The following is a 16,212-nucleotide window of genomic DNA, read 5'->3' as shown; positions in this document are numbered from 1 at the left end:
ATTATAGTTTTCCTGCCAGTTCCTTCAATAAATCATCGCCACCGGCAACCGTATCTCCATTCTCATTATAAACGCCAATCAGGTAACGTCCTTTCCAAAGTACCGGAATGTCCCCGTTATAACGGTCTTTGACCAACAACGCACCCTCTTTTAATTCATCCGCCTGTTTGGTGAAAGCCATATACCGGGTCAATATATTTTTAACCCCGGCAGAAGAACCGCCGTCCAATACAAACAACTGGAAAGTCTGCCCTTCTTTTTCATACTTCACCGTATATACGGCACGCAGAAACTCATGGCCGATAAAATTTGAAGTAATATAAGCAGCCGAATAAGGTACTTGCCCCTCCGCAGGGAATAAACGGATAACAGAAGGATAGCCGGCATCGGCATCCAACCTTCCGGCAAGCGCCTTGCCTATCGCCTGCAATTCTTCGGACACATCGCCGGATGCATTACTCCACATCTTCAAATACATATTTCCGGCAAAGAAATACAGATTCGTCTTATCTCCCTGCGCCTCTCCCCCGACAGGTAAATATGCCAGGTCGGATGAACGCTCGGCAGCATACATTCCGAAAGCATCTTCCGGTGTTGCATGACGGTAAGCCTGTATCGTAATGTACTCGCTTCCTTTTTTATACTCCATGGAAGTCATTTCCCTGAAGTTATTCTCAATGAAAAGCGGAGCCGCCCCGTTGATGCGGTCAAAGAGATTATCCGGATTGAAGACCTCCATCTCGCCGGATATCTCCCAGCCGTCTACTGCCGGCAGCCACGATTTCAACTCGTCCGGTGTCTGCGCCTTTAAAGGACAGAGGGACAACAGGAAAAAGAGTAACAAATAATTGCTATGTTTCATACGTTCGTTTTATTAAGTCAGAAATTCGTCAGGCACCTGCATCACCGGCGTTATCGCAGCAATCTTTGTCGAAACATCGAAGCCGGAAGGACATTTTACCTGGCAGGTTTCACAATTGGAACAAATATCCGCCGAAAGATTCAGTTCTCCAAGTGTTTCTTTCGACATTCGCGAATATTTATAACCGTAAGCATACATGTAGGCCCGCATAATATCAGGAATAGGAAGATGTTCAGGACATTGCGCCCGGCATTTTCCACATTGCTGGCAATACAACATTTCCTGTCCGCAAAGGGTAGCCAGATATTCCTGGTCGCCGGCGGTCAGTTCCGGGGAGCGGGCAGCAACCAGGCATTCATCCAGTTCATCATAATTGGAGAAACCGGGGATGGCAGTCGTGATATGTTCGTTCTTCCAGGCCCATTTCAGGCAGGCCTGTGCGTTAATCTTTTTCTTTCCCCCAGCGTCTTCGGTACCACCGGTCATCGTCTTCATGGCAACCAGACCGACACCGGCTTTAGCGGCACGGGCTATGGCCTCTTCCGTCTCTTTCAGATTTGACAGTTTGAAATTATAACTCAGCAGGACAACATCGTAAATACCGGCTTCAACGGCAGCATCCAGTAATTCAGGTTTGCCGGCATGAATGGAAATGCCCAGGAAACGGGTTTTGCCATCCTCCTTAAACTTCTTCATGACGGCAACCACGCGCTCATCTTTTATCTCTTCCACTTTATCCAGAGCATGAGCGTAGAAGAGATCGACCTGTTCCATATTCAGGCGTTGCAGACTCTGGTCGATCAATCTTTCATACGAATCTTCGAAATCATCCCTCAAAGGATAATCGAACTTTCCTTTGGTAGCAATAAAGAAGCTCTCACGCGGCTTCCCGGCAAAGAACTTACCCAGCATTTCTTCATTCTTCCCGCCCTGATAGCCGTGGGCCGTATCAAAATGGAATATACCGGAATTATAGGCAGCTCTTACCACGTTCGGATTGTCGGCACGCATCACACCCATACTCAGTATCGGCAGTTTTACACCTGTCCTGCCAAGCGTACGGACAGGAATCTCATTTTCATTAGCAGTCACCTGGGGAAGACCGGTAGCCCTGGCTCCCGGAATTAACATCGCGCTTACGCCGGCAGTGGCTGAAAGCCGAAAAAAATCTCTTCGATTTACATGTTTGGTTTTCATAAGATAATATATTAGTATATGTAATTGTCCGACTGAGCCTTACAAATATAGAAAGATTTATCAAAATAATTCACTTTTTCCATAGGGTATTCATTTCCTGAACGATCTTATAAGTACAAACACGATTATTCACCATTAAAACAATACAAAGATGAAAACACTGTGTAGACAATCCATCGGTTTTTTGCTGATCTTATTATTGGTGGCAGGTAGTAGTCCGTTGCTGGCGCAGGACCAACCGGTACGTGACGATACCGATCCGGAATTTATCACCATCAGCGGAGTTGTCAAAGACAAAAATAATAAGAAACGGCTGGAGTATGTGAACATTTCCATCCCCGGCAGTACTTCAGGTACTATCACCAACGAAGACGGGGAATTCTCTTTCAAGATAAAAGACGCTTCCCATGTGAAGGCTGTCGAAATATCCCATATCGGATACTATAATAATAAGGTAGAAGTAAGCGGCAAGAACCTCTCCGACCTGACCGTCTGGATGACGCCTTACGAGAATATGCTCGACGAGATCATCATCCATGCCAAAGAACCGCGTTACCTCGTGGAAGAGGCTATCAAGAAGATCCCGGAGAATTACAGCAAGAAAACGAATATGCTGACCGGCTTCTATCGTGAGACGGCACAGAAAGGCCGACGCTACATCAATATATCGGAAGCCGTGATCGACGTTTACAAAACGCCTTATCACGAAGCCATAGACCGCGACCGTGTACAGATTTACAAAGGCCGTAAACTATTGAGCCAGCGAAGTACCGATACGCTTGCCGTCAAACTGCTCGGCGGCCCCAACCTGTCAATCCTTTGCGACATCGTGAAGAACCCCGATGTATTGCTCGACAGGGAATGTCTGCCCTACTACCTGTTCAAAATGGAAGAATCAACGAATATCGACAACCGTCCGCAATATGTAATCAGTTTCAAGCCGCAGGTCATCATGCCGTATGCCCTGTATTACGGAAAACTTTACATAGACAAGGAACGACTCTCATTCACCCGTGCCGAATTCAACCTGAGTATGGACGACCGCAACAAAGCGACCCAGGCCATCCTCAAGAAGAAACCGTTCGGATTACGTTTCCGCCCGCTTGAAGTTGCCTATCTGGTAAACTACAAGGACCGCAACGGCGTAACTTATCTGAATTACATTCGCAACGGGGTACGTTTTAAATGTGACTGGAAACGCAAATTATTCTCTACCAACTACACGATTATCTCGGAAATGGTCGTAACAGACGGAAAGGAAGAAAACGTAACCAACATTCCGTACAAGATGGCATTTAAGGAAACACAATCGTTGTCCGACAAGGTAGAAAACTTTATGGATGAAGATTTCTGGGGAGCCTACAATATCATCGAACCTACGGAATCACTGGAAAGTGCTGTCAACAAATTAAAAAAGCAACAGAAATAAATTTCAATATCTTTTCGTACATTTGAAGGACTCTAATCATTAAGATCCACGGCATGCTGAACGATTTATTCGTACTAACAAAGATTAAAGAGGGGGACGTCAAAGCTTTCGAAGGTATCTTCCGGCTCTACTACTCCCCTCTTTGCCTCTACGCCGCCGGTATCACCGGCAGCATGGACGTCGCCGAAGAGATCGTGCAAGAGTTATTCTACGTATTCTGGAAAGAAAAGGAGAAACTGCAAGTGTTCCGTTCCCTGAAAAGTTATTTGTACGGGGCCGTGCGCAACCAGTCTCTCCAATACTGCGAACATCAGGAGGTGCGCAACCGTTACCGGGAAAACGTATTGTCAGGTAATCAGGAAAGCAAGCCGGCCGACCCGCAGGACCAACTCGAATACAAAGAACTGGAAGCTCTGATAAACAGGACTCTCAATAAGCTGCCCGAACGCCGTTTACGCATCTTCCGGATGCAGCGTTTCAAAGGTAAGAAATACGCGGAGATAGCCTCCGCCCTCTCTCTGTCCGTCAAAACAGTGGAAGCTGAAATGACCAAGGCACTTCAAACACTCAGGAAAGAAATTGAGAATTATACACAAACAGTATGACTCGTAAAGAAAGGGACAACAGAAAAACGGACCGGGCATGGGAGAATGTCTACCAACGCCTGGAAAAGGATGGTTTATTGGACCATAAGGAGAAAAACAGTATCATTCCTTATGGAGACATGCGCCGTCCTCCACTCTGGAAAATTATTTCGGCAACAGCAGCAATGCTAGTATTCTGCATTTATCTGTCTACAATTTATTTTAATCAAACAAATAAGGAAACCGACCGCAACCTGCTTACCCGGCAGAACATGGAAACAACGACCCTTGCCACCACGCTTGAAGACGGTTCTATCGTCTATCTGGCAGGCAACGCCGCCATCCATTACCCGGAACATTTTCAGGCGGACAAGAGAGAGATCTCCTTACAGGGAAACGCTCTTTTCGACATTGCAGGCAACCGCCAGCGTCCTTTCCTTATCGAAACCGAAGATACACGTATCGAGGTGCTGGGTACGGCGTTCAATGTAAAGAGCGACAATACCCAACCGTTTGAACTGTCCGTACAAAGGGGAATGGTGAAGGTGACGCTGAAGCAGAACGGACAAGATGTTTACGTAAAGGCAGGTGAAACCGTCACCCTCTCTTCACGAAAGCTGGAAGTAAGCGAAACAAAAGACCACGGACAATTTGCAACCTATGTCCGGCAAATACGTTTCAAGGATGAAAGGCTGGCCGATATCCTCCGCATTATCAACCTCAATACGGAAGATATCCGTTTTCAGACAACACCGGAACTCGAGGACAGGCAACTCACCGTTACCTTCTCCGACAATTCGCCGGAATCAATGGCAGAGTTAATCTGCTTTGCCCTGAACCTGAAATGTACACGTGACAAAAATGTGATTACTTTGCATGAGAACTAACGGGATAAAAAGGATACAAGGTGAAACTGAGCGCTACATATCGTCTATTATTGATCCTCATCGGGATGCTGCTGATGACAGCTCCCCCTTTGCAGGCAGATGATAAGGGTGATAAAGATGTGCTCGAACGCCTTATTCAAATTCCGCGAAGCAAGGAGACTGTTTACCAGTTACTTGGAAAGGTTTCCGAACGTTCCGGCTACCTGTTCATTTACGACAGTAAAATCATTGACAACGAACAGGTAGTAAAAATACCGGGAGGCAAATACACTATAAAAGAGGCCATCTACCATATTATCGGTAACCGTGACCTGGGTCTCCGCGTGATCGGCAATCATATCCTGATCTCCCGCCCGGTAAAACCGCTACCCGTAAAGGAGGCACTGCAACCAGTCCTTCCGGATACAGTTCCGTATTTTACCCTCGAAGGCATTCTGCGGGACAAATATACCAACGAACCGATACCGTTTGCCACAGTCAGCGTCAGCGATGATGGCTCCATCGGCAATGTCACCAACCAGGGTGGCGAGTTCAGGCTGCGTTTGCCTGACAGCCTGCGCCAGTCGCAGATCAACTTCTCGCATATCGGCTACCTGCCTTATGCAATAGAAAGTTCACTGTTGGCAGAACGTTACAGTATGCTGACACTGGAACCGAAAGTGATTCCCATACAGGAAGTGGTTATCCGTATCGTGAATCCTTTGCGCCTGTTACGGGAAATGCAGGAACACAAAAGCCTGAACTATTCCCAGGAACCGGTCTACCAGACTACTTTCTACCGGGAAGGCATCGAACGGAAAAACAAATTCGTCAGCCTGACGGAAGCAGTTTTTAAAATATACAAAAGTGCGTACACCAACCGTCCGGTCACTGACCAGGTTAAGCTGTTGAAGATGCGCCGTATCACCAACAATCAGGAAAAAGATACGATCATCGCAAAAATGAAGTCAGGAATCAATGCCAGCATACAGCTTGATATCATGAAGGATGCACCCGACTTCCTGCTGCCGGAAAGCGATGTGAATTATCCCTATGTCTATGCCCATTCCGACATCACGGTAATAGACGACCGGATGGCAAACGTGATCTCTTTCGAACAACGTGATTTCATCAACAGTCCTCTCCTGAAAGGAAACCTGTATATCGATTCGGAAAACAGTGCGCTGTTGCGGGCCGAATTCGAAATACACCCTAAATATGTAAAAAATGCAGCCGGCATGCTGGTTGAAAAGAAAAGTCGTAACCTGAAAATAATCCCGCAAAAGGTTATCTACACCGTTTCCTATAAACCCTGGAACGGTGCTTATCACATCAGTCATGTAAGAGGAGACCTTCATTTCAAAGTAAAAAAGAAAAAACAACTGTTCGGCAGTTCTCCCCTTCATGTATGGTTCGAGATGGTGACATGCAAAACAGATACTTTCAATGTCAGCCGTTTTGGCCGGAAAGAAACATTATCGACCCGGACAGTGTTCTCTGAAACAAAATTTAATTATGATGAAGGCTTCTGGGGTAACTTCAATGTGATTCCTCCGGAAGAAAAACTGAATGAAGCGATTGGTAAAATATCGTCAAAAATAGAAGAAACAGGTTACTAAGTGGTTAAAAATCATAAAGAGGGCCTTTTCTCAAAGGCCCTCTTTATAGGTTTTTAATAGGTATTAGTCTTTAAGGCAAAAAGATTGTTTAGGTTATCTGCATGCAAAGATGCGGGATTTTATGTTACTGAACAAATAAAAAAAGATATTATAAAACACATTTTTAAAATTATCGAAACTTATTTGCAGCTTCTTCTATTTTTTAACAATTGGACTTCACCGTTTAATTATCGGTTTGTCACGAAGACAGACACGGTTCTTCTTGATTCATAAGCAGTAATAAAATCCACCAGCTGCTTATTCTCCCTGTATATCGTTTTTAGCATTCCTAAACGAAAAAATTCAACTTTCTAACACATGCAAAAATATAAATCTTTTTTTAATAAATCCTATAATAAGGTATAGTTAACGGCATGGGGATTTTATGTATTTTTGCACCCGTATCGAGGTGACATTAGATACGATATATAAACGTCTTAAATTGCATAATTAAGCATGTACACTGTAATTAAAAGGATGGAGATCTCCGCAGCACATAGCCTGCGTCTCTCCTATTCCAGCAAATGTGAGAACTTGCACGGTCACAACTGGATCATCACTGTTTACTGTCGCTCGAAAGAATTGAATGCCGATGGCATGGTCATCGACTTCAGTCACATCAAAGAATCAATAAAAAACAAGTTGGACCATCAGAATCTGAACGAGGTCCTGCCTTTCAATCCGACGGCCGAGAATATGGCCCGCTGGATATGCGACCAGTTACCTAATTGTTATAAAGTTGAAGTTAAAGAGTCAGAATCAAACACTGCGATCTATGAGAAAGATTAATCAAATTTTCTACAGCCTGCAAGGGGAAGGCTTTTATACCGGCAGAGCCGCTGTTTTCATCCGCTTTTCCGGATGCAACCTGAAATGTTCGTTTTGCGATACCGAACACGAAGAAGGTACATTGATGTCGGACGAAGAGATATTGGAGGCAATCTCCGCTTATCCGTCAGACATGGTCATACTGACCGGTGGGGAACCTGCTTTATGGATCGACGAAGCATTTATCGACATGCTTCACAAAGCGGGTAAATATATATGTATAGAAACAAACGGTACACGCCCGTTACCCAAAGGCATCGACTGGGTGACTTGTTCGCCCAAAGAAGGGGCACCGCTCAAAATTGACCATATGGATGAAGTCAAGGTTGTTTATCTGGGACAGGATCTGTCATCCTACATCAAACTGCCAGCCAAATACCACTTCCTCCAACCCTGCTCCTGCCGGAACACGATGGAGATAGTCAACTATATCCTCCAACACCCGGAATGGCAACTCAGTTTACAGACACATAAGCTGATTGATATAGCGTAAAAACTCTCAAAATATAAATGCCCCTTAACTGGGGCATTTATATTTTGAGAGTTTTTACTTTTACTCAGTCAGTTCACACACATCCAATTCCCAACCTTTAAATACAAGGGTAATCAAACGAAGTTGAGTATTTCCTTTCGTTTGCTGCACTTTAGGATCGCCAGCATAACGACGAAGTTGTTCGGATGCTTCCATTTTTAAAGTAGCTATTTCCGCATTGGAAGCATCCCGGCGGGCATACTTTACTTCAACAATATAACTGAATGCTATTTCCGGCTGGTGAAGCAGGTCAGGCATCATATAAAAGTCTGCATAACCTTTATTGGATTCATGTTCCGGGAAAATAATAAATGCACGGGTAAGTCCGAGATAAGCTAACAAGAAGCCTTTTATATGTGCTTCTCCTTCTATAAACTCACGAATAGCGCTTTGACGTTCCAGCTCAGATGCGAAATAACGGAAAGCAGGTTCCCAGACTCCATCGTAAGCCATCTCTTTTACCAGATTATTCAGATTACTCAAATCCAATTCGAACATTCCGGCTTCGCGATATGCTTCAATCAAATAGCCATACAACTGTTCACGTACTGTCAAATTAGGGATACTCAGCACCGTATCGCCACGTTTCACTCCACTGATAGACAGTAAACCGTAATAATAAAGTAAACTTTTAAAGTTATCCGGCTTAGCCAGATCTTCTGCCGGAAATGCAGTTTTAATCTCAGCTACGATGCTGCCGTTAGCAATAATTTCCTGGATAATAGAAGCATTCAAACCAAACGTTTTATCCAATCGAATCAGATGCCGGAGTTTATTATAATCGGTACGGATATTGTTATCGATCATATTAGAAGGAGCTTTCTGATGAGGCAAATAATTATTCAGAAAGTAAAGCACCATATCTGAATTATACATTGGTTCATCCAAAGAATCCGTTGAGAAACAGTAATTATCGTACCATGGTTTCATCATTGCGATTAAATCATCAATGCTATCCGGAATATCACCTGCATTTTTATAATAAAAAAGCATTTGTTTTAATTCCTGCTCACTAAAACCGATAATATTATTGAAGCGAGCATCACAACTCATATTGGTTCCAATGTTAAACCCACTCGTCACATCATCCATCGTAACCGGCGAAACTCCTGTAATGAACATCCGCTTGATCGGTCCATCTCCTGTCGCCCCCTCTTTTATCAAATTGAAAAAGAAACGGAAAAAACCCGCACCATGAGTCAATGTCTTATAGTGAGTAGTTCCAGCATTGGCAAGAATAGCATTACTGAAATTATCATATTCATCAATCATCAGATAAATGGGTAGTTCCAATTCTTTCGCTTTCGATATAATATATGAAAATTTAGCTGTGGCTGACGGAGCATTTTTTATTTCTTCTGCAAAACCTGATTCAAAAGAGGAAGCATAAGCATTGGCAAATTCCATAAAACGTAAATGGCAGTGCCATTCAAACGATTCCATCAATTTGTCAGGATCAGGATTAACAGCCGAGAAGTTAAATGAAAGAATCAGATATTTGCCTTGTTCTTCTGTTGGATGCTTACCTATATATAAATCTCCGAAAAGTTCTTCAAATGAATCTTTCCGGTTTATATCATAATACCAGGAAAGCATATTTACAAATAAAGATTTACCGAAACGACGAGGGCGTATAAGAAAAAAGAATCTTGCTGCATTCTCCACTAAAGCTATATAGCTCGTCTTATCCACATAGTAATAATTATTCGCTCTAATCAACCTAAAATCGGTAACTCCATAAGGTATATTTTTCGCTGCCATAATCCTGTCTTTTTATTGTTGAAGCAAATATAGTCAATATATTTTAAGCTGTGTACCTATGGTGCTAATGATTTGTTCCTTCAAACAAATCATGATCTTCCCGTTTCTGTGAACTCTTTACTTTAAAGTTATTAAAGGTATAGCTTAACGTCAACGTGATAAGCGGATAGTTCGGACGGATCCGGGTGATGGATTGCAGGTCGGATGTGGTGATCTTGCTGACATAACGGGCCGAATTGAAGACATCGCGGAAAGCCAGCGTAGCAGACAATTTGCGGTTCATCAATTGCTGCCGGAGAGCCAGGTTCACATACCAGAAAGCATCGGTCCGTCCCTGCGTAGTCACGGAAGGGCCGACAAAATTACCGTCCAACTGGATACGGGTTGATTTGCCCAGGTCGAAGGCATTATTCCAGATAATATCGTAATTCGTGCTCTTCTCGTTCGTTCCGTTCAGTTTGTACTGGTTCTTTACTTTGTAATGATACAGGCTACCATTCAGGTTCACATTCCACCAACGGGTAAGCTGAACCTGGCCACTCAACTCCAGTCCGGTCGAATAATCGTGACCGACATTCGCCATCGAGTCCAACGTCACACCCGCTTCATAAGGAACGCGCAAACGCTCGATCTTATCTTTCCGGCTACGATGGAAAACCGTAGCGGAAACCGTATGCTCACCGATATTCTTCTTATAATTAAGTTCGAAAGAGTTGATATATTCCGAACGGATATCCGGATTACCGATTTCTGCCGAATAATAATCGCGATAGGTAATATAAGGTTCCATAAAAAAAAGTTCCGGCCGTGTGATACGTCGTGAATAGGAAGCCATCAGCTTATGATCTTTCGGGAACGTATATCCCAGATGTACCGAAGGGAAAAACTCAAACTTATTATATTCACGGTCTTTACCGGGAATGGAACTGCGAAGCACACGATGCGTATGCTCCCCTCTTACACCAGCCTGGAAATCGAACGATTTATAGCTGTCGCCGACAATCGCATAGATCGAATTGATCCCGTGCTGGAAATAGAAAGTATTGTAGATATCATCCCGCCAATAAAACTCCTGCTTTTCAGGACTCCAGAACTGCATGCTGTAATCGCCATCCTCCAGGTAAGAGAAATACTGGTAACCCGCTTCAATATGGCCGGTCTTGCTATACGGATAGATATAATCCATATTACCACGAACCGTCCAGCGATGTTCGTCCTCCCAGGCACGGTGCCCTTGTTCGCGCTCATTCTTTTTATTAAACAAGTCGCTCTGGAAATACTCCATGGCATTCCCCCCATATTTCAGATAAAAACTACCGGTCAGCTGATGCCCCTTATCATTAAACTTATGGTCGAAACCGACACTCCCCTGAAAATAAGTTTCATGCAGGTCATAATCGTCGCGACTATAATAATCGCCATTGGCAAAAGGCTGGCTGCCGACCACCCGTTCCTCCGTATAATCCAGGTCGCCGGTACGGGTACGACCGCCATAACCACCTTCCAGATCAACATTGAACGTCGTATGAGGTAATGTATACATCCAGCCGGCTTTCAGGGAATAGTTGAAATTATTACTTTCACGAGGACCGTTCGAATGGGATGTCGTTGCGGTATCGGCAACGATCGTAGTCTTTTCCTGGTCAAAATCACTTTTCCGCAAACGGTCGGTCCAGCCTCCGCCAAAATACCAGCGGGATGATTTGTTCTGTTGCGTCAGCAGGAAATCCACCCCTCTCGACAAAAATGTGCTACCAGTCAGGTTGACCATTCCGCTGAATCCATGCTGTGCGTGCTTCTTTGTAATGATATTGATGATTCCGACATCGCCCCCTGTATCATGGCGAGCGGAAGGAGTCGTTATGATCTCGATATTTTCAATATGGCCGGAAGGGATCTGTTCCAGAGCCTGTGTCCCACTGAACACGCTCGGCTTACCGTCTACATATACCATAAACCCCGTACTTCCACGGAAAGATACTTCGCCCTCGGCATCCACGCGGATAGACGGCGTATTCTCCAGAATGTCGACAGCCGTTCCTCCGCTTGCCAGCATATTCGAAGAGGCCTCGATCACCTTCTTGTCCAGTTTATAGATGACCTGTTTCTTTTGCGCCACGACTTCCACCTCGGCAAGCCCGACTTCAAGCGGTTTCATAGGAATCGTACCCAAGTCGACTATTTCCGACGATGATGCGAGCACAATATTCTGCCGGGTAAACAAATCGTAGCCGACCAACCGGATCACCAGGCTGTATTCCCCGTTCTTCACATCTGCAATTCCAAAACTTCCGTCCATATCGGGCAAAGCATGAAACACAGGATTATCATCTCCCTTTTTAAAAAGGAGAACGTCTGCAAAATCCAAAGGCTCATTTGTTCCGGCATCCACAATTTTCCCTTTGATACGGGTTAACGGAGCGGCAGTTACAGACAGACTAAAACACAATAAGGCCACAATGAGACAAAAACACTTCTTCATTTCTTTACATCAGTCGTTGTTAACAATTTCGCGAAGATAGTATATTCATTACTGCCATGCAATTATTTATGTAGGTTGTATTCCGTTTTCTACTATTTTTGCATAAAAATTGAAGTATCGGGTAAACATATGGGGGTCTTTTTCAGTTAACTATACTGGAGGAATTCGTTTCAGTAAAAACCATTTTAAGTACATTTTATGATAACAACTCTTATTATTCTGGCCCTGTCGGCAGTCTTTTTTGTCAATGGAAAAATACGTTCAGACCTTGTTGCACTTTGTGCACTGGTCTTGTTAATGGTGTTTAATATCCTCACACCGGAGGAAGCGCTTTCCGGTTTCTCCAATTCCGTTGTCATCATGATGGTCGGTTTGTTTGTCGTAGGCGGAGCTATCTTCAAAACCGGACTGGCAAAAATGATCGGCAGTAAAATACTTCATCTGGCAGGTACAAGCGAAATCAAGCTATTCATATTAATCATGCTGGTGACAGCTTTTATCGGCGCATTCGTCAGCAACACCGGGACAGTCGCGCTGATGCTCCCTATTGTTGTCAGTATGGCAGTCAATGCCAACATCAGTCCGAGCCGTTTCCTTATGCCGCTTGCATTTGCAAGTAGTATGGGAGGCATGGCCACCCTGATCGGTACGCCTCCTAACCTTGTGGTGCAGGAAGCTCTTTCCAATGCCGGATACAATGCTCTCTCTTTTTTCTCGTTCACCCCGATCGGTATAGTCTGTATAACGGTAGGCCTCATTGTTCTGATCCCACTCAGCAAATGGTTTCTGTCAAAGAAAGAAGATACCAAAAAGAATGATACATCTACCGGACGTTCACCCCAGGAACTGTCAAAAAAATACAGCCTTTCCGATAACCTGTACCGTGTACGTGTTCACAAAGACTCATTGGTAAAGAATAAGAAACTGCATGAATTAAATATCACCAGCCTCTACAACCTCACCATTCTGGAAATACGGCGCAAGTCTTCCTCACAAAGCCGCTTCATGAAGACAGTCGACCAGAAACTGGCAGGCCCCGAAACGGAAATTCAGGAAGAAGATATATTATATGTATTCGGAGACTACCATAATATAGACAAATTCGTAAAAGAGAACCGGCTGGACCTGACGGAATCGAAAGTTTCGGAATTTACCGGAGATAACGAGAAACTGAGCGTTCGCGAAATCGGTATTGCCGAAGTCCTCTTGATGCCCGACTCCAAACTGATCAACAGAGCCGTTAAAGACTCCGGCTTCCGTGATAAATACTCCGTAAACATTCTGGGAATAGAACGCGGAAACGAATATATCCTTTCCGATGTGAAAGATATAAAGATGCATGCCGGCGATATCCTGCTGATACAAGGAACCTGGGACGATATTGCCCGTATGAGCAAGAAGCAGTCACAATGGGTAGTACTCGGCCAGCCTGTCGAAGAGGCCTCCAAAGTGACACTCGATTATAAAGCCCCCGTTGCAGCCGGTATCATGGTCCTGATGATCGCCGCCATGGTATTCGACTTTATCCCTATCCCTCCGGTCGCTGCCGTATTGATAGCCGCCATACTGATGGTACTGACCGGATGCTTCCGGAATGTGGAAGATGCCTACAAGACAATCAACTGGGAAAGTATCGTCCTGATAGCCGCCATGCTGCCGATGTCGCTGGCATTGGAGAAAACAGGAGCATCATCGCTTATTTCCGAAAGACTTGTCGGAGGACTGGGCAATTACGGTCCGTTGGTCCTGATGGCAGGGATCTATTTCACGACTTCGTTGCTGACGATGTTTATCAGTAATACGGCAACAGCCGTACTCGTAGCCCCCATCGCATTACAGTCTGCCATATCCATCGGTGTAAACCCCTACCCGTTCCTGCTTGCCGTTACGGTAGGTGCCAGCATGTGTTTTGCCTCGCCGTTCTCCACACCGCCCAATGCGCTTGTGATGTCGGCCGGTAAATATACTTTCATGGATTACGTAAAAGTCGGGCTCCCGCTGCAAATTATTATGGGAATTATTATGATATTTGTGCTGCCTTTATTATTTCCGTTTTAAACATTAACGGACATTTATTAGTTTTATATTTGTACGACAAAAAGAAAAGTATGAAGATTCCTTTTAAACCAATTACAATAGAGGATAAAGAACTTATTACGTCATTTATCTATCCTCACAATTATCGCAATTGCGATTACTCGTTTGCCAATATCTGTAGCTGGCGTTTCCTGTACGACACGGAATTTGCCGTTGTCGACGGTTTTCTGCTGATCCGTTTCTGGATAGAAGATAAAAGCCGGTTGGTCTATATGACACCTGCCGGAAAAGGAGACCTGAAACACGCGTTGGAGTTACTCGAAGCCGATTCACTGGAACACGGACACCCACTCTGTATGCTAGGCGTCACACCGGATGCCAAAGACATCCTGGAGGAAGCGCTGCCCGGCGGATTTTTCTATATCCCCGAACGCGATTATTTCGATTATATCTATCTGCGTGAAGACCTGGCATTGCTGAAAGGCAAGAAGTTCCAATCCAAGCGTAACCATATCAATAATTTCAAGAAAAGATATGAATACGAATACGCCCCCATCACTCCGGAACTGATTCCGCAATGCTTAAAGCTGGAATGTAAATGGTACAAAGCCAATGAGACGGAAGATGATGCGGAAGACCTGAACTTCGAACGTATTTCGATGACTTACGCGCTCAACCATTACGACGAACTGGGCCTGCTCGGAGGAGCATTGCTGGTGGACGGCAAAGTAATAGCTTTCACCTTCGGTGCACAGATCAATCACGACACCTTCGGCGTGCATGTGGAAAAGGCGGATGTGAACTATGAAGGCGCTTACACTGTTATCAATCAGGAATTCGCTTCACGCCTACCGGAAGAGTTCGTCTACGTCAACCGCGAAGAAGACCTCGGCATCCCGGGATTGCGTCAAGCAAAACTTTCTTATAACCCGGTCATACTATTGGAAAAGAATGCCGCGATTAAGAAAACGCAAAACAACAAACAAGATGAACAAGCAGCAAATAATCGATCTGTGGCGTCTCTCCTTCAATGATACGGAAGAGTTCATACGCCTTTATTTCGACCGGGTATACAAAGAAGAAAATACACTGGTCATCGAAAAGGACGGACAGGTAGTATCTGCCTTGCAGATGCTGCCTTATACCATGACTTATTATGGTACGGAAATATCCGTAGCCTATATTTCCGGAGCTTGTACCCTGCCTTCCATGCGTGGAAAAGGCCTGATGAAACAACTGATGCAAAAGGCTTTCGATGAAATGAAATACCGTTCGGTTGCCGTAGCGGCACTGATTCCTGCCGATCCCTGGTTATTCGACTATTACCGGGAACTGGAATACACGGAAACGTTCGACTACTCCGAGGATACGTATATACGTCCGGAAATACCGGTCTACGCTCCTCAGATAACCGTTGTACCACCGGAAGTTCCTTCCCTGGATCAACTGTACGACTATTTCAACCGTAAAATCCGCGAAAGACAATGTTGTGTCCTCCACACCAAAGATGACTTTGTCACCATTCTTCGCGACCTGCAACTGGATGGCGGACAAATGCTGACAGCATTAAACGAAAAAGACCAACCGATAGGGATAGCCTTCACTCTTCCGCCGGATCATACACCCGGACTTTCCGAAGATAAGAAACAGGTCTACGTAAAAGAGTTTTTTTATGATGACGACCGGGTAGCCAACCTCTTACTGCAAGAGGCCACTTTGCAAAACAACGTGAATAAAGCTATCTATAAAACACCTCCGGTCGTACCGGCAACCCGTCCGGTCGGAATGGCCCGCGTAATCGACACCGAGCGCCTGATACATCATTGGCTGTCCACTCATAAAGACAGTCCGTTTACAGAACAGAATCTGAAGGATATGGACATCCAGACACTCACCCGGATCGTTATGGGATACCCGAACCGGGAATCATATATGAGTCTGATGCTGGATTAATCCGGCATCAGACTTTAGCTTAT

13 protein-coding genes are annotated in these 16,212 nt (G+C 44.7%); 9 read left to right on the top strand and 4 right to left on the bottom strand.

All coding sequences use genetic code 11. From position 1 onward, the window contains the following. Nucleotide 1 precedes the first annotated feature (1 nt). Complete coding sequence (locus K6V26_RS07490) at nt 2-862, bottom strand: DUF6599 family protein (protein ID WP_224264981.1); 861 nt, start codon at nt 860-862, stop codon at nt 2-4. Between the two features lie 12 nt (nt 863-874). After that, nucleotides 875-2,059 carry an aldo/keto reductase gene (locus K6V26_RS07485; protein WP_007659244.1) on the bottom strand — a complete coding sequence of 395 codons (1,185 nt, stop codon included), beginning with the start codon at nt 2,057-2,059 and terminating at the stop codon, nt 875-877. A gap of 151 nt (nt 2,060-2,210) precedes the next feature. On the opposite strand from K6V26_RS07485, the gene K6V26_RS07480 reads away from it, so the two are divergent. From K6V26_RS07480 to K6V26_RS07455, 6 genes are all read left to right on the top strand, one after another. Next, a complete protein-coding gene (locus K6V26_RS07480; RefSeq protein ID WP_122328275.1) occupies nt 2,211-3,488 on the top strand; it encodes a carboxypeptidase-like regulatory domain-containing protein in 1,278 nt (425 codons plus the stop codon). A gap of 53 nt (nt 3,489-3,541) precedes the next feature. Then, nucleotides 3,542-4,093 (top strand): RNA polymerase sigma-70 factor, encoded by a 552-nt coding sequence (locus K6V26_RS07475; RefSeq protein ID WP_224264980.1) that lies wholly within the window; start codon nt 3,542-3,544, stop codon nt 4,091-4,093. After that, nucleotides 4,090-4,959 (top strand): FecR family protein, encoded by an 870-nt coding sequence (locus K6V26_RS07470; protein WP_224264979.1) that lies wholly within the window; start codon nt 4,090-4,092, stop codon nt 4,957-4,959. Before K6V26_RS07475 ends, K6V26_RS07470 begins: the two co-directional genes overlap by 4 nt. A gap of 65 nt (nt 4,960-5,024) precedes the next feature. Further along, nucleotides 5,025-6,557 (top strand): STN and carboxypeptidase regulatory-like domain-containing protein, encoded by a 1,533-nt coding sequence (locus K6V26_RS07465; RefSeq protein WP_224265817.1) that lies wholly within the window; start codon nt 5,025-5,027, stop codon nt 6,555-6,557. 495 nt (nt 6,558-7,052) lie between these two features. After that, a complete protein-coding gene (queD, locus tag K6V26_RS07460; protein WP_010803414.1) occupies nt 7,053-7,385 on the top strand; it encodes a 6-carboxytetrahydropterin synthase QueD in 333 nt (110 codons plus the stop codon). Beyond that, nucleotides 7,372-7,917, top strand: coding sequence for a 7-carboxy-7-deazaguanine synthase QueE (locus K6V26_RS07455; protein WP_010803415.1), 546 nt, complete (start codon nt 7,372-7,374; stop codon nt 7,915-7,917). Before queD ends, K6V26_RS07455 begins: the two co-directional genes overlap by 14 nt. Nucleotides 7,918-7,977: 60 nt before the next feature. Here K6V26_RS07455 and K6V26_RS07450 read toward each other — a convergent pair whose 3' ends face one another. Further along, nucleotides 7,978-9,717 carry an ATP-binding protein gene (locus tag K6V26_RS07450; RefSeq protein WP_224264978.1) on the bottom strand — a complete coding sequence of 580 codons (1,740 nt, stop codon included), beginning with the start codon at nt 9,715-9,717 and terminating at the stop codon, nt 7,978-7,980. Between the two features lie 64 nt (nt 9,718-9,781). Then, nucleotides 9,782-12,199: an outer membrane beta-barrel family protein gene (locus tag K6V26_RS07445; RefSeq protein ID WP_224264977.1), complete on the bottom strand. Its 2,418-nt coding sequence runs from the start codon at nt 12,197-12,199 to the stop codon at nt 9,782-9,784. A gap of 198 nt (nt 12,200-12,397) precedes the next feature. Between K6V26_RS07445 and K6V26_RS07440 the strand changes: the two genes are divergently transcribed. The 3 genes from K6V26_RS07440 to K6V26_RS07430 are packed head-to-tail and all read left to right on the top strand — an operon-like array spanning nt 12,398 to nt 16,189. Continuing rightward, nucleotides 12,398-14,257 (top strand): SLC13 family permease, encoded by a 1,860-nt coding sequence (locus K6V26_RS07440; protein ID WP_224264976.1) that lies wholly within the window; start codon nt 12,398-12,400, stop codon nt 14,255-14,257. 50 nt (nt 14,258-14,307) lie between these two features. Next, complete coding sequence (locus K6V26_RS07435; protein ID WP_046146892.1) at nt 14,308-15,270, top strand: DUF2156 domain-containing protein; 963 nt, start codon at nt 14,308-14,310, stop codon at nt 15,268-15,270. Further along, complete coding sequence (locus K6V26_RS07430; RefSeq protein ID WP_262905165.1) at nt 15,224-16,189, top strand: GNAT family N-acetyltransferase; 966 nt, start codon at nt 15,224-15,226, stop codon at nt 16,187-16,189. The genes K6V26_RS07435 and K6V26_RS07430 overlap by 47 nt, the downstream gene beginning before the upstream one ends. The last annotated feature ends 23 nt before the right edge of the window (nt 16,190-16,212 follow it).

Source organism: Parabacteroides goldsteinii, assembly GCF_020091425.1.
GTDB lineage: Bacteria > Bacteroidota > Bacteroidia > Bacteroidales > Tannerellaceae > Parabacteroides > Parabacteroides goldsteinii.
Note: the sequence above shows the minus strand (reverse complement) of the source record. Positions and strands in the feature narration are given on the sequence as shown.